21 protein-coding genes are annotated in these 25,536 nt (G+C 46.2%); 14 read left to right on the top strand and 7 right to left on the bottom strand.

The features are described from left to right. Positions 1-10: 10 nt before the first annotated feature. Positions 11-4,225: a bifunctional 2',3'-cyclic-nucleotide 2'-phosphodiesterase/3'-nucleotidase gene (locus RKD52_RS19000; protein WP_454100931.1), complete on the bottom strand. Its 4,215-nt coding sequence runs from the start codon at positions 4,223-4,225 to the stop codon at positions 11-13. Between the two features lie 314 nt (positions 4,226-4,539). Here RKD52_RS19000 and RKD52_RS18995 point away from each other — a divergent pair, with 314 nt between their 5' ends. Next, entirely contained in the window at positions 4,540-5,055 is a 516-nt protein-coding gene (locus tag RKD52_RS18995) for a type 1 glutamine amidotransferase domain-containing protein (RefSeq protein ID WP_369735808.1), read from the top strand. Between the two features lie 36 nt (positions 5,056-5,091). Here RKD52_RS18995 and RKD52_RS18990 read toward each other — a convergent pair whose 3' ends face one another. Both RKD52_RS18990 and RKD52_RS18985 read right to left on the bottom strand, forming a co-directional pair. Next, positions 5,092-5,280, bottom strand: coding sequence for a hypothetical protein (locus RKD52_RS18990; protein ID WP_454100930.1), 189 nt, complete (start codon positions 5,278-5,280; stop codon positions 5,092-5,094). Positions 5,281-5,350: 70 nt separating this feature from the next. After that, positions 5,351-5,578 (bottom strand): DUF1128 domain-containing protein, encoded by a 228-nt coding sequence (locus RKD52_RS18985; protein ID WP_029285869.1) that lies wholly within the window; start codon positions 5,576-5,578, stop codon positions 5,351-5,353. Between the two features lie 183 nt (positions 5,579-5,761). On the opposite strand from RKD52_RS18985, the gene RKD52_RS18980 reads away from it, so the two are divergent. The 3 genes from RKD52_RS18980 to RKD52_RS18970 are packed head-to-tail and all read left to right on the top strand — an operon-like array spanning position 5,762 to position 7,410. Further along, positions 5,762-6,256 carry a low molecular weight protein-tyrosine-phosphatase gene (locus tag RKD52_RS18980; protein WP_454100929.1) on the top strand — a complete coding sequence of 165 codons (495 nt, stop codon included), beginning with the start codon at positions 5,762-5,764 and terminating at the stop codon, positions 6,254-6,256. Then, complete coding sequence (locus tag RKD52_RS18975) at positions 6,249-6,575, top strand: YtxH domain-containing protein (RefSeq protein ID WP_320154920.1); 327 nt, start codon at positions 6,249-6,251, stop codon at positions 6,573-6,575. Before RKD52_RS18980 ends, RKD52_RS18975 begins: the two co-directional genes overlap by 8 nt. Positions 6,576-6,585: 10 nt before the next feature. Beyond that, complete coding sequence (locus RKD52_RS18970; protein ID WP_454100928.1) at positions 6,586-7,410, top strand: YihY/virulence factor BrkB family protein; 825 nt, start codon at positions 6,586-6,588, stop codon at positions 7,408-7,410. Between the two features lie 365 nt (positions 7,411-7,775). On the opposite strand, the gene RKD52_RS18965 is transcribed toward RKD52_RS18970, so the two are convergent. Together RKD52_RS18965 and RKD52_RS18960 are read right to left on the bottom strand one after the other, a co-directional pair. Further along, positions 7,776-7,922, bottom strand: a complete 147-nt coding sequence (locus RKD52_RS18965; RefSeq protein ID WP_035207669.1) for a BH0509 family protein — start codon at positions 7,920-7,922, stop codon at positions 7,776-7,778. Positions 7,923-8,054: 132 nt separating this feature from the next. Continuing rightward, positions 8,055-9,221 carry an MFS transporter gene (locus tag RKD52_RS18960; RefSeq protein ID WP_454100927.1) on the bottom strand — a complete coding sequence of 389 codons (1,167 nt, stop codon included), beginning with the start codon at positions 9,219-9,221 and terminating at the stop codon, positions 8,055-8,057. Positions 9,222-9,345: 124 nt separating this feature from the next. Here RKD52_RS18960 and RKD52_RS18955 point away from each other — a divergent pair, with 124 nt between their 5' ends. Further along, positions 9,346-9,729 carry an OsmC family protein gene (locus RKD52_RS18955; protein ID WP_454100926.1) on the top strand — a complete coding sequence of 128 codons (384 nt, stop codon included), beginning with the start codon at positions 9,346-9,348 and terminating at the stop codon, positions 9,727-9,729. Positions 9,730-9,756: 27 nt separating this feature from the next. Here RKD52_RS18955 and RKD52_RS18950 read toward each other — a convergent pair whose 3' ends face one another. Beyond that, positions 9,757-10,173: a pyridoxamine 5'-phosphate oxidase family protein gene (locus tag RKD52_RS18950; RefSeq protein WP_369735801.1), complete on the bottom strand. Its 417-nt coding sequence runs from the start codon at positions 10,171-10,173 to the stop codon at positions 9,757-9,759. Positions 10,174-10,299: 126 nt separating this feature from the next. Between RKD52_RS18950 and cax the strand changes: the two genes are divergently transcribed. The 3 genes from cax to RKD52_RS18935 all read left to right on the top strand — a co-directional run bounded on the left by cax (position 10,300) and on the right by RKD52_RS18935 (position 12,979). After that, positions 10,300-11,352, top strand: coding sequence for a calcium/proton exchanger (gene cax, locus RKD52_RS18945; RefSeq protein WP_454100925.1), 1,053 nt, complete (start codon positions 10,300-10,302; stop codon positions 11,350-11,352). A gap of 163 nt (positions 11,353-11,515) precedes the next feature. Further along, on the top strand, positions 11,516-12,124 hold the full coding sequence (locus RKD52_RS18940; protein ID WP_454100924.1) for a YczE/YyaS/YitT family protein: 609 nt from the start codon (positions 11,516-11,518) through the stop codon (positions 12,122-12,124). A 69-nt stretch (positions 12,125-12,193) separates the two neighbouring features. Next, complete coding sequence (locus RKD52_RS18935; RefSeq protein ID WP_454100923.1) at positions 12,194-12,979, top strand: YfkD family protein; 786 nt, start codon at positions 12,194-12,196, stop codon at positions 12,977-12,979. A 30-nt stretch (positions 12,980-13,009) separates the two neighbouring features. Here RKD52_RS18935 and yfkAB read toward each other — a convergent pair whose 3' ends face one another. Next, a complete protein-coding gene (gene yfkAB, locus RKD52_RS18930) occupies positions 13,010-14,134 on the bottom strand; it encodes a radical SAM/CxCxxxxC motif protein YfkAB (RefSeq protein WP_454100922.1) in 1,125 nt (374 codons plus the stop codon). A 141-nt stretch (positions 14,135-14,275) separates the two neighbouring features. Here yfkAB and RKD52_RS18925 point away from each other — a divergent pair, with 141 nt between their 5' ends. The 6 genes from RKD52_RS18925 (at position 14,276) to rlmD (ending at position 25,228) form a co-directional block, all read left to right on the top strand. Continuing rightward, the gene (locus RKD52_RS18925; protein ID WP_029285889.1) at positions 14,276-14,467 is read left to right on the top strand and encodes an SE1561 family protein; all 192 of its coding nucleotides are present in this window, start codon (positions 14,276-14,278) and stop codon (positions 14,465-14,467) included. Between the two features lie 1,204 nt (positions 14,468-15,671). Beyond that, positions 15,672-19,901: a phosphodiester glycosidase family protein gene (locus RKD52_RS18920; RefSeq protein WP_454100921.1), complete on the top strand. Its 4,230-nt coding sequence runs from the start codon at positions 15,672-15,674 to the stop codon at positions 19,899-19,901. 525 nt (positions 19,902-20,426) lie between these two features. Further along, complete coding sequence (locus RKD52_RS18915; protein ID WP_454100920.1) at positions 20,427-21,959, top strand: fumarate hydratase; 1,533 nt, start codon at positions 20,427-20,429, stop codon at positions 21,957-21,959. Between the two features lie 107 nt (positions 21,960-22,066). Next, the gene (pdaA, locus tag RKD52_RS18910) at positions 22,067-22,876 is read left to right on the top strand and encodes a delta-lactam-biosynthetic de-N-acetylase (RefSeq protein ID WP_454100919.1); all 810 of its coding nucleotides are present in this window, start codon (positions 22,067-22,069) and stop codon (positions 22,874-22,876) included. Between the two features lie 83 nt (positions 22,877-22,959). Further along, complete coding sequence (locus RKD52_RS18905; protein ID WP_454100918.1) at positions 22,960-23,823, top strand: DNA-3-methyladenine glycosylase family protein; 864 nt, start codon at positions 22,960-22,962, stop codon at positions 23,821-23,823. A gap of 16 nt (positions 23,824-23,839) precedes the next feature. Continuing rightward, the gene (rlmD, locus tag RKD52_RS18900; protein WP_454100917.1) at positions 23,840-25,228 is read left to right on the top strand and encodes a 23S rRNA (uracil(1939)-C(5))-methyltransferase RlmD; all 1,389 of its coding nucleotides are present in this window, start codon (positions 23,840-23,842) and stop codon (positions 25,226-25,228) included. Positions 25,229-25,536 lie beyond the last annotated feature (308 nt).

Raw genomic sequence — 25,536 nt, 5'->3', positions numbered from 1 at the left:
CATCAGACGATTACTTGCTGTTCAGCCTTCTGCGCTGAATAATGTAAAATATACTCCCTGCAATCAGGATTGCAACACCTGTAAGAAGGATGTTGAATGAACTTGTTGCTGTATGAGGAAGGCCGTTTCCGTTGTTGTTTCCTTTATCAGCGCCATTGCCCTTTCCAGGGTTTTCTCCGCTGCCAGGATTATTTCCGTTCCCCGGTTTTTCCCCTGGGTTTTCGCCGGAATCAGCTGATTCAAGAACCGTAAACTCGCTGAAGTGGTCTGTATAGCCAAATACTGCACCGTCTTCATAAGATCCTTCAAGCTCGGTCAGTTCTTCTTTTTTGCGGTCTACATAATAGACTCTTGGATTCTCGGCATTTTCAACAAAGAAAGCAATACCGATTTCTTCTTTAAATTTCTTTACGTTTTTCCCGTCCTGAGTGATGGCGAAGTCATATGTGTCTGTCAGGGCATCTTCCACTTTTTCTGTTTTTGCGAAAGAAATGATGGTTTCTTTCTCATCCAGATTTGAAAGCGGGATGTCAAGACCTATTGCCTCATTGTTGAAGGACAGGCTTTCCTCTTTTGCTTTCAGAGCGGTCATTTGGTCTGCAGTAAATGTCATTTCAACTGAAGCAAATTCAGAGGTGCCGAAAAGATCGATCAGCACATCATTTGTGTGCTCGATGTATGGAATAAACGTGTCATCAAACGTCACAAACGCTTTACCGTCTTTTTCCTCAATTGTCGGCGTGAAGTATTCCATAATGCGGCCTTCGATTTCAGGGTTAACGGACTCTTTTTCTTCCAGCTGCTCAAGGAAGACTTCGTAGTCTACGAAGAAAAGATCCTCTGCATAAGTTGCTTCCTTGAAGACGTCATATCCGTCTCCGCCGGCTCCCATGAAGCCGTTTGTCGCGACTCTGTACGTTTTATTCAGTTCAATAGGAGAGTAAGAGCCGTCTTCGTTTTGAACTTGTACATTCATAATGCGTTCGCCAGCAGGCATTCCTTTAGAGAAAGCAAAAGTTACGCCTGCAACTTGAGGGAACTGTCCTTTGCCTTCTTCAACAGCGCTCACGCCGTGTTCGAGTGCAGCGACAATTTGTTCACCTGTTACATCCAGGACAAACAGTGTATTTCCAAATGGCATCACGGTCAGAACTTCGCCGAGAGTGATGTCGCCTTCGTTAATGGACTCACGGATGCCTCCGCCGTTTGTGATGGCAAGCTGTGCGCCTTTTGCTTCTTTTGCTTTAGCAAGCATGCCGTCTGCAATGAGATTTCCAAGGTTTGTTTCTTTTGAACGGACATTTTCGCGTTTTCCGTCAAGTACCGTTTTTGTATGTCCGACAACTTTATCTTTAAAGCTGTTGATCTCTTCTTTGTATCCGTCAAGCAGAGCTTTTGCTTCCGGGTCTTCTTCTACTGTTTCATCAATCGCAATCAGCTCGATCGCTGATTCTTCAGGGAGAACAACTCCCTCGTCATTAAACGCGACATCAAGCTTTCCTAAGAATTTTCCATAATCCTGAACCTGGGCAACGATGGTCGGCGTTTGGTCTTCATCAACTACTTTTAACGTATCCACAAGGGTATGCGTGTGTCCGCCGATGATGACGTCAATGCCTTCTACTTTTTCGGCAAGCTCAAGGTCTTTCTGGTACCCGAGGTGGGTTAATGCAATAATCTTGTCCACCTTTTCGGTTTCTTCAATTGTTTTCACTGTTTCTTCAGAGGTTTTCACTGCGTCTTTAAAAACGATATTCTCGCCTGGGCTTGATGCTTCAGGCGTATCCTCTGTCGTCAGGCCGTAAACAGCCACTTTTTCACCGTTAACATCAAGAACGATGTAAGGATAAATCGCGCTTTCTTTTACTGAAGGATAGTCGCTTGGCGATTTAACCAAATCGCTTAATTTCGGTTCCTTGCTTACATCCACGTTCGAGCTGACGATCGGGAATTTGGCTTTTTCAATAAATGCTCTTAAGGCATCCTGACCTTTGTCAAACTCATGGTTCCCGAACGTCATGGCATCGTACTGCATCATGTTCATAAACTCAACGTCGGCAAGGCCGTTCCATCTTGTAAAATAGAGATCTCCTGAGAAAACATCGCCTGCGTCAAGAAGGATGCTGTTTTCTTCTGCAGCGCGGACTTCTTTTACCTTTGTCACGCGGCGCGCCACATCGTCAAGATGAGCGTGCGTATCATTTGTATGCATGACCGTCAGTTTCCAGCTGTCTGTTGGAGGAGCTGTTGTGCCGCCTTTTAAATCGATCGTATATTTGGCAAAGCCGTCGGCTGCTTCACCCGCATAACGGATATTCGGTGTTTGCTCAGCAAGGTCTTTTGCAGCAGGTGTTGAAGTGAATACAGCCTGTGCATTTCCTTCTACAGGTGCAATCGACCAGTTGCCGTCAGCAGAAGGGTTGATTGTTTTTTCTTCCGAAATGTAATTCATCAGAGCCTGGCGGTTTTCGTCTGCAGAAATGTAGGCAATGTTTTCAGCCTTCATGTTCGGGAACCCGCCTCCGCCTGAAGCGCGGTAGTTATTTGTGACAATTAAAAATTCCTGCTCTGGGTTTACGTCTTTGCCTTCATATTTGAAGTTGATGATTCTGCTTGAATCCGGATTGACAATCTTTCCGTCTGCATTGTATTTAGCAGGCTTTGTCACATCAATCTGATACGTGACACCATCGATCACATCAAAATTGTAAGATCTGAAGTTCGTGTCTAAAAGAGGCTGCTCGCCTTCTTTTGCAGAATCAATTTGGTTGAACTGTCCGGCTGACATTTCGAGCCATTCTTTTACTTGTGATCCTTTAAGCTTTACGATTTGTACCGTATTGTCGTAAAGGTAAAGGTCGCCGATGTTCTTGATGGCGAGACTTCCTTTTGCAATATTTGTATAGTAGTCAACGCCGTTGCGGCCGCCTGATTTGAACGGTGCTGCTGCTGAGAGAATCGGCAGGTTCTGAAGGGCCGGGTTCTGCTCCGCAACCTTTTTCGCATACCACATTTGGGCATCGTTGACGATTTGGACAGACGGGTCGTCCTGAACAAGGGCAAAGAAGCTGTTAATCGGGGCTTCTGTTGTTCCGACCGGCTTTCTTACGTATTCAAGCGTTTTTTCGTGGACATCTTTAATAGATGCGGCAATCGTTTGATCTTTTGCTGTGACCGTTGTGATCGGCACGGCCTTTGACTGTGAGTCTGCTACCGACCAGTCGCCGTTTTGCTCGGTCAGCTTCAGGTCGATGACCCCTAGATGACTGCCCCAGTTTTTAGGCATGACAACAGGCACGCCGTTTACTGTTCCTTTTACATTATCGATAGAAGCGATGCCGTCATATTTTTTGTCGCCGGGGAAGATGCCGTGCTGATGGCCTGATACGATGGCGTCAATGTCTTTCACTTCTTTAGCCAGGTCGAAAACCATGTTTTCAGAGCCTGCAGAACTTGAAGCTGTTTCAATCCCGGAGTGAGCCATGACGACAATCAGGTCAGCGCCCTGGGCTTTCATTTCAGGAATGACTTTGTTTGCCGTTTCGACAATATCCTTTGTCACTACTTTTCCCTCAAGATGCTTTTTGTCCCAAACGTTTATTTGCGGCGGAACAAAGCCTGTGTAGCCAATTTTGACAAGATGTTTATTGCCGTTTGCATCGATCAGTTCTTTTTCCTGAATATCGTACTGCTTAAAGTACGGCTCGTTTGTTGCAGCATCGTAAACGTTCGCGCTTACGACAGGAAAATTCGTATTCTTAAGCGATCCTTTCAGATACTCAAGACCGTAGTTGAATTCATGGTTTCCAAGTGTGCCCGCATCGTAGTCAAGCGTGCCGAGCGCATCGAATATCGGGTTTGTTTTCGTGCCGGCCGCAATCTCTGCGCCAAGATTTTTGAAAACATATTCTCCGAGCGGATTTCCCTGGATCAGATCTCCGTTATCGACAAGGATGCTGTTTTTGGCAGAGCTTCTGTACTGATCAATCAGGACAGCTGTTCTGGCGAGCCCGTATGAAGCGGTTTCTTTATCCGAATAATAGTCATAATCCATGATGTGAGCGTGAATATCGGTTGTTTCAATCAGGCGAAGATCGACTGCCGCCGTCACCTCGGCTGAAGCTTTTGGGGCAGAGAAGGGAAGAATACTTAAAAAAACGAGAGAAGCAGCAAATGAGTGCAGGAATTTCTTACTGACTGTATTCGGTTTACTTTTCACAAACATCCACCTTTCGGAAATTTTCGCAACAGTTAAATTTTATAAATAATCTGTCTATAAAGCTATGAGTATTTTGTCTAATATTGTTAAATTAACGTAAATAATAGGAGAACAAAAGATTTAAAAATGGAAGAGTTTTGCAGGAGGATGGCCCTGTTTTAAGAGGGGATGACTGTGTTTTTTAAAAGAAGGCAGGTCATTAGTCTTAGAAGCGGAAAGGAATCTGCTCCATCCATCAATCGACAAAAGCATCGTGTGTTTTATTTTTTTAGTAAAAGGGTAATTTATACACTGTCAATCAAATAGGAGGGTTCTAAACGATGAGTAAAAAAATCGCAGTAGTTATGACCGATCATTTTGAGGACTCTGAATACACAGATCCTGCAAAAGCATTCAAGGAAGCAGGACATACGCTGACAGTTATTGAAAATGAAAAAGGTAAAACAGTGAAGGGAAAACAGGGACAGGAATCTGTTAAGGTGGATGCGTCCATTGATGATGTAAAACCGGAAGATTTTGATGCACTGTTCATTCCAGGAGGTTTCTCACCGGATATCCTCCGTGCAGACGATAAATTTGTAACGTTCGCCAAAGCATTCATGGATGAGAAAAAACCTGTGTTTGCCATCTGCCACGGCCCGCAGCTTCTCATTACAGCTGAGACGCTGAACGGACGTGATGCAACAGGCTACACATCCATTGCCGTTGATTTGAAAAATGCAGGTGCGAACTTCCATGACAAAGAGGTTGTCGTATGCGGCAATCAGCTTGTCACAAGCCGTACACCGGATGATCTGCCGGCATTCACACGTGAATCGCTGAACCTTTTAAAATAATAAAAAAAACAGCCCGGGCGTAAAAAACGCACCGGGTTATTTCTTGTCTTCAGATTCTTCTTTTTCAGGAGGAGTTTCTTCTGAATCCCCAGCGTCAGGAAGAGGATCAATCGTAACGGCGTCCTCTGTATGAATGGCCGATTTTAATGCTACTATGACAAAAATGATACAGACGACCAATAATAAAAACAGCATGATTGTTGCAAGCCACCACATTGCAGCCATGATTCCAGCCCCCTTTTTACACATATATGCAAAAGGGGACTGGCTTTAGAATCTTTTTCTTCGCAGAAGCTTATACTTTGCGGAGGTTGCCGAGCTCTTCAACGATCGCCTGCATTTCATTCGGCGAGAACGTGTTCTTTTTCATGACATGATCATAAATGTCTTTCAGTTCTTCGTACATTTCCTCGTCAAAATGAGAAGGCTTGATGGCGCCGATATTGATGACGCGAAGCTTTTCTTTAATTTGCTCAATCATAAATTCTACGTTTTCAACCGATTTTTCAGACAGATTATTCAAATGGATTCATCCTTTCAGCTTGCCAGTGTAAGTATGATTTATTGTAACATGTTTTATATGGATGAAAGATGCTTATTCTTGAATCACTTATGAAAGAATAGAGAAAAGTACCATAAAGGCGGCATGTACACTCATACATATAAAATAACGTGCGGTTTATGGACATCACCCGGGAGGATATTGATGATTAAAGTAGTATTTGTTTGTTTAGGGAATATATGCCGTTCGCCGATGGCAGAAGGCATCATGAGACATTTAATCGAAAAGGAAGGCTTGAGTGGGCTTATTTCCGCTGATTCCGCAGGCACAGGAAACTGGCACATCGGGAAGGGGCCTCACGAAGGCACAAGGCGTATGCTTGAAGAAAATCAGATCAGCTTTGAAGGAATCGCTGCAAGACAGGTTTCAATGGCGGACTTGACGGAAAGCGATTATATTATCGCGATGGATAATGAAAATCTGGGTTTTCTCAGAAGGCTTGCCGGTTATTCTAAGACAGGATACGTCGGCCGGCTGATGGATTTTGTGCCGGATTCGGATATTGCGGATGTGCCGGATCCGTATTACACCGATAATTTTGAAGAGGTGTATGACATGGTTTATAACGGCTGCAGGCTTTTGTTAGACCGGATTATGGAAGATCATCATTTAAAAGAAGCGGGGGATATTGATGAGTGAATCGAACAGTTTGTTTTTAAAAGGTGTTTTTGCAGGTGCAGCAATCGGAGGAGCCATTACTCTCTTGCACAAGCCCACAAGAGATCAGTTTGTCCGGCAGGGAATCGCGCTGAAGGATAAAACAGCTGTCTACATTGAAAACCCGTCGCTCCTGACTGAAGAGATTAAAGAGCAGATTGACAAGGCGAGGGCCGTTGTGCAGGAAGCGAAAGACGATATTGATTTTATTAATGAAAAAATCAATGAACTGAAGGAAACAACTCCGCAGGTACTCCAAATGATTGAAGAAACAAAAGAAAGGTTTCTGACGGATAAATAAGCGGAGGAGCGTGCAGCATGTGAACGAATCCATCATCAGAAGTCTGATCAGGCGTTTTTCAAAAGACGAGCTGATCGGCCTCTCAGCAGAGCTTGCGTACTTTTTTCTGCTGTCTCTCTTTCCGTTTTTAATCTTTTTAATTACATTGATTGCTTTTTTGCCTCTGTCCCAGGATGATCTGCTGAATTTCCTCGCGCAGTATGCACCGGGGGAATCAATCAAGCTGATTGAGAGGACTCTGACTGAAATCGTGGCTGGATCTAGCGGGGGATTGCTCTCCTTTGGGATCCTGGCCACTCTTTGGTCGGCGTCAAACGGAATCAATGCCATTGTCCGCGCATTCAACCGTGCTTATGAAGTAGAAGAAAGCAGGTCATTCATCGTGGCACGGGGGATGGCAATTCTTTTAACGATCGCGATGGTGTTTGTCATTCTTGTTGCACTTTTACTGCCTGTTTTCGGAAAAGAATTAGGTGTTTTTCTCTTTTCCGTGTTCGGTCTGTCAGATGCCTTTCTGGCGTTTTGGAACATGGCAAGATGGCTTGTGAGTGCCGTCATTCTGTTCATCGTGTTTACTGCCCTGTACTTTTTTGCCCCGAACAAGAGGCTGCATATTAAGGATGTTTTTCCGGGTGCTGTGTTTGCAACAGTTGGATGGGCTGTGGTCTCGTTTGCTTTCTCTTATTATGTATCAAGCTTCGGAAACTACAGCGCCGCTTACGGAAGCCTCGGGGGAATCATCGTCTTGATGATCTGGTTTTACCTGTCCGGCATGATCATTATGCTCGGCGGTGAGCTGAATGCCGTTCTTTATTCGCGGAAAAAACAAACGTAGCTTTCCAGTGATTGTGACTCATACTCACCGGCTGTCAGTGAGACAGTAATGGAGAAGACCCAGGTCTTCAAACTACAGCCGGGATGGTGACCAATCATGACAAAGCATACGAAAAAGGGCGGAAGCCACACAAAACAGAGCTCGAAAAGCAAGCCGCAGAACAAGACAAGCGGAAGTGCCAACGGGCAGAACGGCTACCATTAACATAAAAAAGCAAACCGCATGGGGCGGTTTGCTTTTTTGATGTGTTTTATTCCCTTAAAATGGATGAATTCTAGTACTTGATGATAGTGGCAAGTGTTTACATGAGTTTTTCAAGTAAACGATGTGAAACGGCAAGTAAACAGCTGCGTTGCCATTATTCGTTATTCAGACCATTGAATATAAGAATGATAAGCCGATGTATAGATATGCTCAATGTCCTCATCTGTCATGTACATAAGCGTTTCTGACTCGATATCCTTCATTTTAGCGATAAACTCGATCATATTTTTGCGTTCCTGTCTTTTCATTTCACTCATCCTCCTGTTTTTGTTTGTTATGATACAGTTTGTATTTGTTAATGCTATTATATAACAGACAATTCAAAATGTTCAACCTATATTTTAAAAAAACCGCCAATTTTTTAAAATTGGCGGCTGTCATTATGAGTTTATGTTCACCGGTTCAAACTTCTTCTGCCTGTAAAAGGCGAGCGTTATGAAAATAAGCAGCAGGATAAAGCTGACGACGTGCAGGAAATTGGCTGAATCCACGGTTTCAATGTAGAGCCCGCCTAGGAAAGGGCCGGATATGCTGCCGATGCTGAAGAAAATTCCGCAGAGCAGATTGCCCGCAGGCAAAAGGTTTTTAGGCAGAAGGTCAGCCATAAAACTGATGCCTAGAGAAAATGTCGATCCGACCATCATGCCTGCAGTGAAAAAGCAGATCATGAGCGGAACAAGGCTTTCCGCAAAGCTTGCCGCCATAAATGCAGCGAAGCCGGACAGCATGACAAATAAAAGAGTGTTTCTTCTGCCATACCGGTCGCTGATCATGCCAAGCGGAAGCTGAAAAAGAATGGCGCCGACGGCGAATGACGTCAGGATAATGGATACAGATGCGACATCAATGCCAGTTCTTAGAGCATAAACAGGATAGTTGCCGTTCAGCGAAGCTTCAAGAAATCCGTACCCGAAGGTCGGCAGGAAGGCAACCCAGGCAAGGCGCGATGCTTTAGCAAATCGTTTAGCTGTTCCAAAGAAAGAGGTTGAGCCTGTATCATGCTCAGGAAAGTCGTTTCTCAGGAAAAAGACGAATGCCCAGGCAATCAGACTGATGCTGCCTGATACGATAAACGGCAGGGACGTATTGATTTCTGCAAGAGGGACCATCAGCGGTCCGGCCGCAAATCCAAGTCCGAAAAAAAGACCGTAGAGCGAAATGTTCCGACCTCTCCGTTCTTCGGATGAAATCGATGTAATCCATGTCTGAGTGGAGAAATGGAGCATGTGGTCTCCAACGCCAATCAAAAGCTTCAGTAAAAACCAGAACCAGAAAGACTGAAACCACAAAAAGCCGAACAGGCTCAGCGCCACCATGAGTCCGCCGACAAGGATCAGCGACTTAAAGCCGAATTTTTTCAGCGGGCCTTCCATGAAAGGGGACGCAAGCAGCACCCCTATATAAAGTCCTGTCGCATGAAGACCGTTTACAGAAGAAGAGTATCCTTCTTTTTCAAAAATAACGGCAATCAGTGGCAGCAGCATTCCTTGAGAAAAGCCTGAGATGGCAACAATGCTGACTAAAATCGCAAATTTGAATTTTGACATGAGGTTGACTCCTAACTTGATTTTCCATCCTGAATGTTACACGCATCTTTCCATGCAGACAAGCACATTTCTTTTTCCTCCCGAGAAAATTCAGTATGATGGCAAAAAAGAGAGGATGATTCAAATGGAATTTAAAATGAGGGAAGTAGGCTTTTCTGCTGAATTTGAATACGGGGAACTGCATGTTGCAGGGAATGAAGAATACGGGTTCCGTCCGTATCAGCTGATGGTCTCATCGATTGCTGTCTGCAGCGGAGGTGTTCTTCGCGGAATTCTTGAGAAGAAAAGGCTTGAGGTAGAGGATATCACGATTCAGGCATCCGTGAAACGAAACGAAGAGGAAGCAAACCGCATTGAGAGCATTGCCATTCATTACGTCATCAAAGGAAATGATTTAAAAGAAGAAAAAGTGGATGGGGTCGTGAAACTTGCAAGAAAAAATTGCCCGATGGTGCGTTCCGTTGAGGGAAGTATTGAGATCACCGAAACATTTGAAATCAAAAACTAAGACCGTGCGCATGCACGGTCTTTTTGCTTACATTTTGATGACTTCAGGCTCGCTTCCTGCCTTTTGGTAATACCGGATCGAAGAAGGCTGAATCTTCAGCAGCACATAATTCGGGTCATCCGGACCGGAAATCCACTCTTTCAAATCCTCCTGCCAGAATTTCTTTTTTAGCTCGGCAGATTCTTCAAAAGATGCTGTTCCCTCAACCTCTGCGTATTCATTGTTCCATCCGCTGCCTTCAAGCCCCAAGAGAACATGGACATTCGGATTGCTTTCAATGTCATCTGCTTTGTGCGTTTCTTTATTGGTTGCCGTGTACAACGTCAAATCTTCGTGGAAAAACAGCATAAATCTCGAGAATGGCTTGTTCTCGCGAATGGTCGCAAGTGTTCCGATTTTATGGTCTTTGAGCATTTGAATGACTCTTTGTTTTGAATCGCTCATAACTATCCACTCCTTTCATATCTATCATTAATCTGCATCAATTTACCGGTTTCATACGCGAAAAAGAGACCGGCTTATTTTTTTGCCGAATAGAGGAAGAATAAGACAAAGAAGGGTGGGAAATAAGTGAATCGAATCTTTTTTATCGTCGTTGTGGCCGGTGTGCCGCTTTCGGTTATTGGACGGCTGCTGCACTGGCCTGAAGTCATCATGTTTGCCGTATACTGCCTGACCATTATTGCTCTTGCAGGCTATATGGGGCGGGCAACGGAGAGCCTTGCTGTTGTAGCGGGGCCGAGAGTCGGCGGTCTTTTGAACGCTACGTTTGGAAATGCCGTTGAGCTGATCATTTCGATTTTCGCCTTAAAAGCTGGTTTAATCGGGGTTGTGCTGGCATCCCTTACTGGATCAGTACTTGGGAACCTGCTGCTTGTCGCTGGTCTTTCTTTTTTTGTAGGGGGATTAAAATACAAACGGCAGGAATTCAGCGTCTATGATGCGAGGCATAATTCAGGGCTGCTGATCTTTGCAGTGATTGTCGCTTTTGTCATTCCGGAGATTTTTTCGATGGACATGGATGAGACAAAGACGTTAAACTTGAGTGTGGGAATATCCGTCATTTTAATTCTTTTATATCTCGCTGCGCTGTTCTTTAAGCTTGTGACCCACCGTGGTGTTTACAAGCATGAGACGGATGAAGCCGGACACGACGAAGAAGCGGAATGGTCGGCCAAAAAGGCGCTGCTGATTCTCCTGCTTGCAACCGCTGCTGTTGCCTATGTATCTGAAAGCCTCGTACATACATTTGAAGCAGTGGGAGAGAGATTCGGCTGGAGCGAATTGTTCATCGGGGTCATCATCGTAGCCATCGTCGGAAATGCTGCAGAGCATGCTTCTGCGATCATTATGGCTTATAAAAATAAAATGAATGTTGCAGTCGAAATCGCCGTCGGGTCAACGCTTCAGGTGGCCATGTTCGTGGCGCCTGTTCTCGTCCTGATCTCGCTGCTGTTTACAAAGAAAATGCCTCTTGTTTTTACAGTGCCGGAACTGATCTCCATGATTACAGCTGTACTTCTGACGATATCCATCACCAATGACGGTGATACGAACTGGTTTGAAGGGGCGACGCTGCTTGCAGCTTACCTGATTATGGGCATCGGGTTTTATCTTCTGTAAAAAAAGAGACTCTGTGCAGGCGGCACAGAGTCTTTTATGTGTAGGACGAAACAATTTGTAACGATTACCTCTAAGGTAACATATAGTTTAAACTTTGTAAATATTCAGTTATTTAGAATGACCGCCTGGACATACATATAGAACATGAAGGAGTTGGGGGAGCATGATTTTTCGGTTGATTTTTTTTACGGCCGGTCTTTTTATTCTGGCCTTTGGGGTGACATTAACGATTAAAGCAAACCTTGGCGCCGGCGCCTGGGATGCGCTGAATGTAGGGCTGACAGATCAAATTGGCCTGACGGTCGGAAGCTGGATTTTTATCGTCGGGATACTGATTATCGTCCTTAATGCGCTGATTATGCGCGAGGCGCCGAAAGTGCTCGGTGTGATGACTATTTTGCTGATCGGCTTTTTCGTCGATTTCTGGATGCTGCGCGTTTTTCAGGAATTTGAGATACAGAGCTTTGCAGGCAGAGCGGGAATCCTCCTTTCAGGAATCTTCCTGATCGCGATCGGAGTCTCCATCTACCTTCAAACAAACTTTCCGGCAAATCCGATCGACCAGCTAATGCTCACGCTTCATGAGAAGTTTGGTCTCAGCCTGATGGCCGCAAAAACGATCGGTGAAGTAGGCGCTTTGCTGCTTGCGCTCCTATTCGCAGGACCGATCGGCCTTGGCACCATCATAATCACATTTGCGATTGGACCGCTTATTCAGCTCTGCAATCCAAGGGTACATGCGGTGCTTGGAAAGTGGATCGCAAAAACGTAATGAAAGTTTGGATAAAGACATAAGGGCTTGAAAACAATAAGGGGAAAGCAACCGAAAGGGGTTTAGGAAATGAGAAAATGGATGCTCGTTTCAATGGCTTTGCTCTTATCAATCAGTTTTTCAGGCTCTGTGTCTGCAGCACCGAAAGCAAAGATACCAAGTTCGGTTTTGGATATTTCAAAAGAAAACACGTATCCGAATCCCACTCAGGATCTTCCGTATCTGCAGCCGAGCGAGTTTACACAGGGGTTAATCGATACATCAAAAATAGCGATCGAAAATCCTAATCTGATTCGTCTTTTAAACGAATCATCGATTCCGGACAATAAACTTGCAATCGGCTACAGAGCAACGATTTTTCTTGGTCAGTGGGCACTGAACTATGAGTCGTCCGAAACCGCGGTAAACTGGGAATATCAAAAGATCAACACGAACTTTTTTGACAACCGGGGCGGAAAAGCGGCCGTTCAGATTCATTACAAGCAGGAGTCTCAAAAGCAGGTCAAAGGCGGACTGACAGCGCGGATCCCGAACGAGGAAGACGTGAAAAAAATGATGCTGCTCAAAGCGATGAAGAAAACAAATCTTCCATTGTCTTTTCAAACCATCATTGGGACAGGCTCAAAGAAAGACCAGGTCTATAATGTCCCGGTTAAGCGCCTTGGCTATTTGAATGCCTACGCACCTGCCGTCAGCGAAAAAGGCAAGGTGACTTACGGCGAAGTGTACTTGGTGCTGAAAGGCAACAAGCGCAAAATCGTTGTCCAAAACGTAACCTCACAGGGAATTGGAGCCTGGATTCCTGTACAGGATCACGCTTCCTTCGGTTTTACCGTTTCTGAACAGCCACGATAAAAAGCGAGCCAAATGGCTCGCTTTTTGAGTTTAGATCACGGATTTTCCGGACTGAAAATCCACATCAGGGTAATAGGCGTTTTTCACAAGCAGGTTCGGGCCAAGGCAGGATACGGCAGGACAGTGGCAGTTCAGGCCGCGCGCAAGCTCTGTGTCATTCCAGCGGTCATAGGCCGACTGGAGGGTGTCGCGCTGAATGTTCCCAAGCTCAGGCGTATCGCCGAAATCCGTTACGATAATGTCGCCATTGAAAATGTTGACATTCAGTCTAGAACGGCCGTCGGGATCATTCCTCACGGTCACATTTTTGGAGGCGCGAAGCCTTTTAATCAGCTCTGTATCCTCAACATTTGTGCTGCACGCGTAAAACGGCAGTGTGCCGAACAGCATCCAGACATCCTCGTTCCGAATATCGAGCAGGTGATGAATGGCAGCTCTCGTTTCTTCGAGAGTCAGCGTTTCGAGCGTGCTCGCAAAGTCAGATGGGTACATAGGGTGTACCTCATGCCGCTGGCACTTCATATCCTCTGTAATCTGCTTGTGTATCTTTTCAATATGAGGAAGCGTTCGCTTGTTCAGCATCGTTTCCGCCGAGACCATGATGCCGGCATCAACAAGCGCCCGGCTGTTTTCTACAATTCGGTCAAAATACGCCGTGCGCTGAGCGTAAGACGGTTTTTTCTCCATCATCGCAAAGCCGCCTTCGGCAAAATCATCGAGTGTTCCCCAGTTATGGGAGATATGCAGCACATCAAGGTACGGGGCAATCTTTTCATACCTGGCAAGATCAAGCGTCAAATTCGAATTTATTTGCGTACGCACCCCGCGTTCCCGGGCATACTTTAATAGAGGAAGCACATACTGGTCAACGGATTTTCTGGATAGCATCGGCTCTCCGCCTGTAATACTGATGGAGCGGAGCGTCTCAACCTCTTCAAGCCGTTTCAATATCAGATCGAGCGGAAGTGCCTGGGGATCCTTTGGAGAAAGGGTGTACCCTACGGCGCAATGCTCACACCGCATATTGCAAAGTGTCGTCGTTGTAAACTCCACATTCGTAAGGGTCATTTTTCCATACTGTTTTACATCTAAATAAGCTTCCCATGGATCATGAGAAGGGGTGATAGGCAGCAGATTCACAGCTGATGCATTCATTCATAAAACTCCTTTTTCAAGTTCACATAAAGAACATTCTAACATGAACCTGTCAGTTTGGAACACCTCGCGCTCAGGGGCGGTTGTCAAAGTTCCTTGAATAAGCTACGATAACTGTAACAGTGAAAGGAGAGATACATCTTGGGCAACGCCGTTCATGATAAAGACTCACAACTACAATATTTAAAATCACGGCTGAATATGTTCATGAATGTGATTGATTCAATGGATCCCGAATCAACCGACCTTGAAGATATCGACCGTTTAATAAACATGCTGGACGAACTTGAAATCAAGCAGGAGCAGTTTAAAAAAGACTGGAACAAAGAATAGATGACGTGAGAGCACCTGATGAGGGTGTTCTTTTTTTGGCTTAAAAACTCCAGTGTTGCAGCGGAAGGAACTTGATTCCTGCGGGATGCAGGCACGAAAACGTTTGGATTGTGCCCTTCAGAAAGCGGAAATCCTCTGTTGATGGTTCCGTTCTACGGAATAAGTACCATCAACCAAACGAAATCCTCTGTTGATGGTTCCGTTCTACGGAATAAGTACCATCAACCAAACGAAATCCTCTGTTGATGGTTCCGTTCTACGGAATAAGTACCATCAACCAAACGAAATCCTCTGTTGATGGTTCCATTCTCTCCGATAAGTACCACCAACCAAACGAAATCCGTTGTTGATGGTTCCATTCTCTCCGATAAGTACCATCAACCAAGCGCAATCCACTGTTGATGGTTCCGTTCTACGGGATAAGTACCATCAACCAAACGAAATCCTCTGTTGATGGATCCATTCTCCCCGATAAGTGCCATCAACCAAACGAAATTCTCTGTTGATGCTTCCATTCTCCCCGATAAGTACCATCAACCAAACAGAATCCTCTGTTGATGGTTTCATTCTCTCCGATAAGTACTACCAACCAAACGAAATCCTCTGCTGATGGTTCCGTTCTACGGGATAAGTACCATCAACCAAACGAAATCCTCTGTTGATGGTTCCGTTCTCCCCGATAAGTACCACCAACCAAACAAAATGCTCTGTTGATGGTTCCGTTCTCCCCGATAAGAACCACCAACCAAACAAAATGCTCTGTTGATGGTTCCATACTCTCCGATAAGTACCACCAACCAAACGAAATCCACTGTTGATGGTTCCGTTCTCTCTGATAAGTACCACCAACCGTACGAAATCCCCTGTTGATGGTTCTATTCTTCCCGATAAGAACCATCAACCAAAAGAAAAACCAGTGGGATTGTTCCTCTCTACCCGCAGGAAAGAAACGGGTGCAGATTGCAAAAAAGGTACCATAGAAACAAAAAACAAAACAGCCTCCATCCTTTGCCAACCCAAAGACCTGAATCAAATGTAATTTTCTTCTATTTTATCTAGTCCATACCTCACTCCTTTACACTAAATCCACACTCACCGGTACTTTTAGCCCTAAAAAATTTACAAGCATTAAAAAAAATACCAAATCCTATCAACAATTACCTTCTAGAATAGAAGAGTACATACTACTATCCGGAGGTGCAAGATGAAAGGGAAAAACAAGCTTGCCGTCATGCTGATGGCCTGCACGCTGCTGATTCAGCCGGTTTCTGTTCTTGGAGAAGAAACCGTGCAGTCAGAGAAAAGCACAGTGTTAAAAGCGGAGCAGATTTCTTCAGGCATTACACACACTGAAAAGCAAATCGAGAATTTCGGGGGAACAGCGGGTAACAGCCAGAGAGTGAACGTTCTCGAGGCAGATCTTTCGAATCCGAATGTATCAGTTGTCACATCCAAAGCACTTGAACGAGTTGTTGCTGCAGAAACTCTGCCGTCACAGGCTGCCCGAGAAGAATTCAAGGGGAAAGACATTGTTGCAGGCGTGAATGCGGATATGTTCAATATGCAGACAGGCATCAATATGACGCTCCAGGTTCAAAACCGCAATCTTCTTATCAATCACAGCTATCCTTCAGGCGTTGCTCTTCATCCTGTTTTTGCGATTGACCAAAACAAGAAACCTTTTATCGGAGAAGTTGAAATGAGAGGCTCGCTGACCTACAGCGGCAAAAATGTAAAGGTTGATACACTGAACCGCAATGAAAACGCGGGAGAAAAGCTTGGCATTTTCACACCAAAGTTAAACCAGAAGGGAGTCCTTACCTTCGATGACCGCAATGAGAATTTCATTAAAAATGGAGCCATGGCCGTCGTAAAAGAGGTAAAGGACGCTTCTGCCATCAAAGGAGGACAGGCTTACACAGGAAAAATCGAAAAGATCTACCCTGCTTATGAGAGCATTGATATTCCATCAGACAGTGTCATCATTGCCGGATTCGGGTCAAAAGCAGAAATGATCCGGAATGAATTAAAAGAAGGCATGGACATTTCCTTCCAGTTTGATCTTTTCACGGGGGAGAACAGAGTCCTCAAAAATGATATTACAGAGGCTACAGGCGGCTACAACTGGCTTGTTAAGGACGGAAAGGCCCTTACAAAAGACGAGCTCCTGTCCAAATACGGCAGCCACGTTAACCTTAAGAGCGCCAGAACCGCCATCGGAATTACAGCAGAGCAAAAGGTCATCACGATGACGATTGATAAACCGAGCACCCTTTTTGATAAAAGTCAGGGCGTAACGCTGGTCGAAATGGCTGAAATCATGGAAGAACATGGTGCAGTCTCTGCTCTTGGCCTTGACGGCGGAGGATCGACAGAAATGCTCGTTCAGCCGAAAGGAAAAAGCGCGCTTGAAACAGCCAATCACCCGAGTGACGGGCAGTCAAGATCAATCACTAACGGCCTTCTCTTTGTCAATCATTCTGCCAAAACAGGTGAAATTGGCGAAGTCATCGTCGAAAAAGATGTAACGATATTCAAAAATGCGGCTTTCCCGTTCGGCGTAAAAGCAACAGACAGCAACGGCAACCCTGTCATGATAGCAAGCCGCTCCATCCAGTGGAAAGCTTCAAAAGGCACAATTGATAAAACGGGTCTGTACAAGGCTCCTGCTCAGGCAGGGACAGATAAAGTGGAAGCTGTCATCAACGGAGTAAGCGGGCAGGCGTCTATTACGGTCATCAACCAGGTGGATGACTTCCAATTTGCCGATCAGGGACCGGTTATTCTCCAGCCAGGCGAGGAAAAGAAACTGGAAGCTGAAGCAGTGAAAGACGGAAAAGAGGTCATTCTCACAGGAGATGCAATTGACTGGGAGATTGACAGCCAGTTTGGTGAAATCACTGCAGACGGCACCATTCAAATAAGAGAAGATGTACCTGCGGGAACAAGAACAACGGTAACGGCAAAGCTTGGTTCCATTGAAAGGCAGATTGAGTTATTAATAGGGCTGAAAGAACAAGTCATCGATGACTATGAAACGTATCCAAAAGAAGGCTATGAAGTATCAGGCTTCATGGGCGGCACCCATCAGCTGTCCGGGGACGAAGCGAAATTCGGAGAGCGCAGCCTGCGTGTAGATTACGATTCGAAAAAGTGGGAACGCAAATACAACGGCACGATTAATGTTATACCACATTGGAACAAGTCAGCATCTGGGGCATGGCCGGACGAGCTCGCTGATTCCATGTATGAAACCTATAAAACAGACATCAGACCGAAGAAATTCGGCGTATGGGTGTACGGCGACGGAAAAGCTCCGTGGGCACGCCTGATTTTCAAAGCAAACGGCGTCAACAAGACGCTTGATCTTGCGCCAAAAGTAGACTGGACAGGCTGGAAATACCTTGAAGTTGAGCTTCCGCAGGACTGGGCGCTGCCGATCGTATTCAACTATCTCTATTTTGTCGAAACGAACAAAAGCATCCCTGACTACAGCGGCAGTGTATATATCGATCACATGAGATATATTTACACGAACGAAACAGAAGACTTTAACGGTCCTGAATTCAAAGAGATCACACCTGCTGGAAATACCGTGTATGAAAACAAAATCGCATTTTCATCCCTTCTGGTTGATGAAGAATCGGGTGTAGATGCTGAATCGATCGAAGTAAAACTAAACGGCGAAAAGCTTCCGCACACCTATGATGCTGAAACAGGAAAAGTAGAAGCAGCAGTTGAAAACCTGACAGAGGGCACCTATCATCTGACGGCTTCAGCACGCGACACAAACGGAAATGTGTCCGTTCCATCCGTCGATAAAACGATAAAAGTAGACTTGAGCGATGATACAGAAAAACCGGTTCTTTCAAATGTGACGCCAACAGGCAAAACAGTTGAAAAAACAGCAGAACCGCGCATTACCTTTAAACTCAAAGATGAAAAAAGCGGCGTGAAGAAAAACAGCATCGCTGTCAAAATTGACGGCAAACCTGCTCCTGTCCATTACGACGAAAAAACGGGCTGGGCATATGCCGTTCCTGAAAAGCCGATTAAAGACGGCCAGCATTCTTTTATCATCGAAGCAAAAGACAACAGTGGAAATGTCATGACACCATTTGTGAAGGAATTTGATACAAAACAGCTTCAGCAGCCGGAAAAGGCCAATCAATTCGCCATCTCTGTCCTGCCTGATACACAAGGGTTTATGTACTCGAAACGCCTGTTTGACCGGGCTGCAAAAGAAGAAACAGACTTTGTGATGCATGTCGGCGACATCGTGGATACTTCTTCACAGGCAGAATGGGACAGAGCCATGAGCGACCTTTCCCAGCTTGGAGAAAAACCGTTTTTCGCAACGCCTGGAAACCATGAATCGTTCCAGGGGAACATTGATTTCTACTCAGACATCATTGGATCGCCAACCTATCATTTTGAATATGGAAACACGCTGATCATCAGCTTGAACAGCGCGTTTGGACAGAGTATTTCAGCATCAGACTCTACACAGTTCCATTACCTTCAAAAGCTTCTTAAGGAAAATAAAAAGAAGAATGTTCTTGTCGTGACACACAACACGACCAAAGATGACTTCGGCACGAAGCATGAAATGAACCCAACTGATGCCAAGCAATTCGAAGACATTCTCGGAGCCTATAAAAAGAAAAACAGCGGCGTGAACGTTCAAGTATTGTTCGGTCACCTTCATCTCCTGCAGTCATGGGAAAAAGACGGCGTCAACTATACGATTACAGGCAACGGCGCGAGCAAAGGATATGTCTCCAACGACAAAGGAAACATCCTTGGAAGCGGAGTGCTCGAAGTGACGAAGTCGGGAATGGACTACAAATTCAATCCATTGCTGACGGACGTATCCATCGTCGATGACGCCCTCAATGAACAGCGCGAAATGAAAATGGCAGCAGGTGCAGAACGCACACTCAACCTTTTCGGTGATTTCAGGGAAATCTACGGAAACTATCTCGTCAACCTGAGCACGTTCGAAGATGTTAACACAGTCTGGACCTCTGATAATGAAAAAGCCGTAAAAGTGCTTCAGGACGGAACCATTCAGACATTCAAGCCTGGTACAGCTAACATTACAGCAGTTTCAGGAGGAAAAAGCAGCACGATCAAAGTGACCGTGGTTGATCCGAACACAATCAAGCCTGTCAACGTTGAACTCAGCCCAAATAACGAAACAGTCATAGAAGGAAAGAACATCCGCCTGACAGCAACAGCCATCGACAAAGACGGCAACCGATTTGCCATGGACCCTGACAAGCTCTTCATGGAGCTTTCACCTCCGGACCTTGCAGAATGGAAAAACGGCAAAATCAAAACAAACAAAAGCGGAACTCTGACCATTTCCTATCAATACCTTGAAATCAAGAAAAGCCTGGAGATTAACATTCTCCCTAAAAAACAGAACTAGCAGTAGCTGCCCGGTCATTGGCCGGGCGGTTTTTGGTCTTTAAATGAAACTCCAGTGGATTGCAGCGGAAGGAACTTGACTCCTGCGGGAAATAGAGCGAACGGGAGACCCCGCAAGCGCAGCGAGGAGGCTCCCGGGGCTCCCCGCGGAAAGCAAGTTCCTGGAGCGGAAAGGAACGGGTAATTTCGTGGTGTCTAGCTCCGCAACCCAGCTCCTCTGTCAGAACGGAATCGTCGGTAAAGGCAAAAAGCGCCTTTTCCGCCGTTTCCTTATCTGACTCCCGGAGCTAAACGGGCTGCTCCGCTTTTCGAGGTGTCCAGCTCCGCCTCCCAACCCTTCCGTCAGAACGAAATCCCCGAAAAAGTCAAACCCGGACTTTTCCGGTGATTTCTTTTCTGCCTGTCAGGGCTAAACGGGAGCCTCCGCATTTCTAGACTGAAAGCCTTTCCAACCAAATCACAAAGGAGTATAATAAAAATTGAATAAAATTGACCGAATTCTATAGACAATAAGGGGAGAAACAGGATGGATCGTTTTTATGAAAGCATGTATGAACTGATCGTGGAAACATCAACGAAGCTTCCGAAGGATGTGCGCCGCGCCATTTTAAGAGCCAAGCAGCAGGAAAACGCAGGCACACGCGCTGCCATGTCCCTTGCGACAATATCCGAGAATATCAAAATGGCGGACGAGAACGTATCTCCGATCTGCCAGGATACAGGACTGCCGACTTTTAAACTGAAGGTTCCCGTCGGAGCCAATCAGCTGAATATGAAAGAAGACATCTATCGTGCGATTGCACAGGCGACAAAGGACGGAAAGCTGCGCCCGAATTCAGTTGACTCGCTGACTGGCGACAACAGCGGGGACAACCTCGGCTTTGGCACGCCTGTCATCAAATTCGAGCAGTGGGAAAAAGACTACATTGACGCGCGCCTGATTTTAAAAGGCGGCGGCTGTGAAAATAAAAACATCCAGTACAGCCTGCCATGCGAGCTTGACGGACTTGGCAAAGCCGGACGCGACCTTGACGGCATCCGCAAATGCATCCTTCACTCCGTGTATCAGGCACAGGGACAGGGCTGCAGCGCAGGCTTCATCGGCGTCGGCATCGGCGGAGACCGGACTTCAGGCTACGAGCTTGCGAAGGATCAGCTTTTCAGAAGCGCGGAAGATACGAATCCTAATCAGGATCTGCAGCGACTCGAAGAATATATCGTAGATAAAGCGAACAAGCTCGGCATCGGCACAATGGGCTTTGGCGGGGAAGCCACACTTCTCGGCTGTAAAGTCGGCGTGATGAACAGGATTCCAGCAAGCTTTTTCGTTTCTGTTGCTTACAACTGTTGGGCATACCGCCGTTTAGGCGTCACGATTGATGCCGGCAGCGGAGCGATTCAGGACTGGCTGTACCAGGAAGGCGACATGCCTAATCTTCAGGACGACGAGCCTGCAGAGGCTCCGGCAGAAAGCCCGCGTGAAGTCGTGCTTGAAGCGCCAATCACAGAAGAAAAAATCCGCGAGCTGAGAGTCGGAGATGTTGTCCGCATCAACGGCATGATGTACACAGGGCGCGACGCCATCCACAAGTACCTTTCAACCAACGATTCACCAGTAGATCTGAACGGCCAGATCATTTACCACTGCGGACCTGTTATGCTGAAGGATGAGGACGAAAACTGGCATGTAAAAGCAGCCGGACCGACAACAAGCATCCGCGAAGAGCCTTATCAGGGCGACATCATGAAAAAATTCGGCATCCGCGCTGTCATCGGAAAAGGCGGCATGGGCCCGAAAACACTGAAAGCGCTGAATGAGCACGGCGGCGTTTACCTCAATGCCATCGGCGGAGCTGCCCAGTACTATGCAGACTGCATCAAATCAGTTGAAGGCGTTGACCTTATGCAGTTCGGGATTCCTGAAGCGATGTGGCACCTGAAGGTAGAAGGATTTACAGCTGTTGTGACCATGGATTCCCACGAGAACAGCCTTCATGCTGACGTTGACCAGTCGTCTCTTGAAAAATTGTCACAATTTAAAGAACCAGTATTCATTTAAGGAAAAGCCGGAGAAATCCGGCTTTTTGTATTCCATTTATTACATAATTATTCCCAGTATGTAATTCCCTCACTTCCCGACACTATAAGTAGAACAATGTCAGGGGAGTGAAGAAGTTGAAATACTGGATACTTGCAACATGCTTTTTGCTGTTTTTCCTTTCAGGCATTCAGCCAGCAGCAGCTGTTTCCAACCAGCCAATCAACTGGGGCTTTGAAAAAAGCAGAAACCATAAATCCGCAAACCCCGGGGAGCCGCTAGTAAAGCTGCTTGAGAAATATGATGCGTTTTTTATGGGAGATCCAAGCCAAAAATACATTTACCTCACCTTCGACAATGGCTATGAAAATGGCTACACAGAAGGGGTTTTGGATGTCCTGAAAAAACAAAAGGTACCCGCAGCATTCTTTGTGACGGGACACTACCTTCTTGACCAGCCAAACCTTGTAAAACGCATGGCAGATGAAGGGCATATTGTCGGAAACCACTCGTGGCACCATCCCGATCTCACAAAAGTAACGGACGAAAGACTGAAAAAAGAGCTGGATTCCGTTAAGGAAAAGACGGAAAAGCTGACAGGCTATCAGGGAATTCAGTATCTCCGTCCGCCAAGGGGCGTTTTCAGTGAGCGGGTGCTGGCCAAATCGAAAGAGCTCGGGTACCAGCCGGTTTTCTGGTCGCTTGCTTTTGTCGACTGGCATACGAATGCACAAAAGGGCTGGAGATATTCCTATGATCAGATGATGAGTCAGATTCATCCGGGATCGATTCTGCTGCTGCACACCGTTTCAAAGGACAATGCGGAGGCGCTTGACAAAGCCATTACGGATTTGCGCAAACAAGGCTATATTTTCAAAAGCCTGGACGATCTTATGATAGACCGGACCTTCCATCAGCCATACTTTTTCTCCCTCTGACAGTGGTCACAGGGAGTTTTCCCTTTTCCCCGGGCGTTTCATGATATAATAGTCAGTATCAAAAATAAGGGGTTTGAGAACGAATGTGGGAAGAGCGAGTAAAAATAGATCCTCCATATGATTTTGACCGTGTCCTTGACCGTTTATCCATGGATCCGCTGCATCACGTGACGATGGCTGAACGTAAAGTGTCCATTCCGATGAGGGACGGGGATAAAAAGCCGTTTGTTGTAAAGGTGAAGGCTCTTGGAACGAAGGATGCACCGGAGTTTTTAGTAAGCGGAAGCAGGAACCGTGAGGCTGCGCTGAAAGAGACGATGCGTATTTTTCAGTGGGATACGTCCCTTCTTGACGTTCAGACCCATTTTCATTCCTCAAACATCGCCGGTATTTTTCAGGAGCACGACGGCACGCCGCTCGTGCTGGAATTTGGCCTGTATGAGTGCCTGATGAAATGCATCATCCACCAGCAGCTGAACCTGAAGTTCGCCCATACACTGACAGAGCGGTTCGTCCATACATTCGGCGAGCAGGTGGACGGAGTCTGGTTTTATCCGCTTCCTGAAAAAGTGGCGGCACTCGACTACAGCGACCTGCGGGAGCTGCAGTTCAGCGGGCGCAAATCAGAGTATGTCATCGATACATCAAAGCTGATTGCAGAAGGCAAAATAAACCTGGAAGAATTGAAGGATCAGCCGGACGAGGACATCCTGAAGGAGCTCGTGAAAATCCGCGGAGTGGGGCCATGGACGGTCCAGAACCTGCTCCTGTTCGGACTTGGACGGCCCAACCTGTTTCCTATTGCCGACATCGGCATCCAAAACGCGATGAAAAAGCATTTTGGACTCGACCGCAAGCCCACCTTGGAAGAAATGCAGGAGCTGAGCAGGGAGTGGGACCCTTATTTAAGCTATGCTTCCCTGTATTTATGGAGAAGCATTGAATAGAAATGGAGCGTCAAACATGAAGACCAACGAAAAGAACAAAGGTGTGCCTCTGGAGAAGGGACAAACCTTTCCATTAACCATAAAAAGACTCGGTATCAACGGAGAAGGAGTCGGCTATTTTAAAAAGCAGGTCGTATTTGTACCAGGTGCTCTGCCAAATGAAGAAGTCGTCGTGGAAGCAACGAACATCAGCGCCAAATTTGCCGAGGGCAAAGTGAAGAAAATCAGGAAGGCGTCCCCGCACAGGGTGGACCCGCCTTGCCCGATCTATCACGAATGCGGCGGCTGCCAGCTTCAGCACCTAACGTATGAAAAACAGCTGCATGAAAAAAGAGACATTGTGGTTCAGGCGATGGAGCGTTTTTCCGGACTTGATCTCGGTAAAACCGACATCAGACAGACGATCGGCATGGAGGACCCGTGGAACTACCGCAACAAAAGCCAGTTCCAGACAGGACTCAGAAACGGGAAAGTCATCGCGGGACTGTACAGCAAAAACTCCCACCACCTTGTCAACATTGATCACTGCATTGTGCAGCACGAAGCAACTAACAAAGCGGTACAGACCGTCAAGCAAATTCTGCAGGACCTGAAAGTATCCATCTACGATGAGCGCAAACGCAAAGGCATCGTCCGGACCATCGTCAGCAGAGTCGGCTTCAAAAGCGGACAAGTCCAGATCGTCCTCATCACCGCGCAGGAAAACCTGCCGCGCAAGGACCTGATCGTGAGCGAAATCAACAAGCGTCTCCCTGAAGTTAAATCCATCATGCAAAACATCAACGGGGAAAAAACATCCCTGATCTTCGGAGAAAAAACCGTCCACTTAGATGGAGAAGAAGTCATCCAGGAACAGCTAGGAGATTTGACATTTGACCTCTCGGCACGGGCCTTCTTCCAGCTCAACCCCGTCCAGACCGTCAAACTCTACGACGAAGTCAAAAAAGCCGCCCAGCTCACCGGCAAAGAAAAAATCGTCGACGCTTACTGCGGCGTAGGCACCATCGGCATGTGGCTCGCAGACGGCGCCAAAGAAATCAGAGGCATGGACACCATCGCCGACTCCGTCGAAGACGCTAAAAAGAACGCAAAAAAACACGGCTTCCAAAACGCCACCTACGTAAAAGGCACAGCCGAACACTGGCTCCCAAAATGGCTCGGAGAAGGCTGGCGCCCAGACGCCGTCGTCGTCGATCCCCCGCGAACAGGCTGCGACGAAAAACTGCTTGGTGCGATATTGAAGGTTAAACCGAAGAAGTTTATTTATGTGTCATGTAACCCGTCGACACTGGCGAAAGATATAAAGACACTTTCGAAGGCGTATAAGGTTGAGTATATTCAGCCTGTGGATATGTTTCCGCATACGGCTCATGTGGAGTGTGTGGTGAGGTTTGTATTGAAGTAAGTTTAAAAAGCAGGAAACCGGTTTGAGGGTTTCTTGCTTTTTTTCGTTAGAGGGATTTACTGATTGGTTATCATTAATTATGCAACCCCGTGCGTTTTAGTGAGAGAATAGATAATATTTTTCGATATTACTCTATATTAGCTTTAAATTCATATAGTCAATGTGCTGCTGTGGTATTATTTGGATAGTGTCCTAATTACAGAAGAATGAATTTATTTATCAAGCATTCATAATCGATCGATGTATACTCAAAGAGATGTCAAGGGTGAAGAAGTAGAACATCTGTAAATGTCGCCCATATTCAAAAG

The organism is Metabacillus sp. SLBN-84, assembly GCF_053629595.1.
Note: the sequence above shows the minus strand (reverse complement) of the source record. Positions and strands in the feature narration are given on the sequence as shown.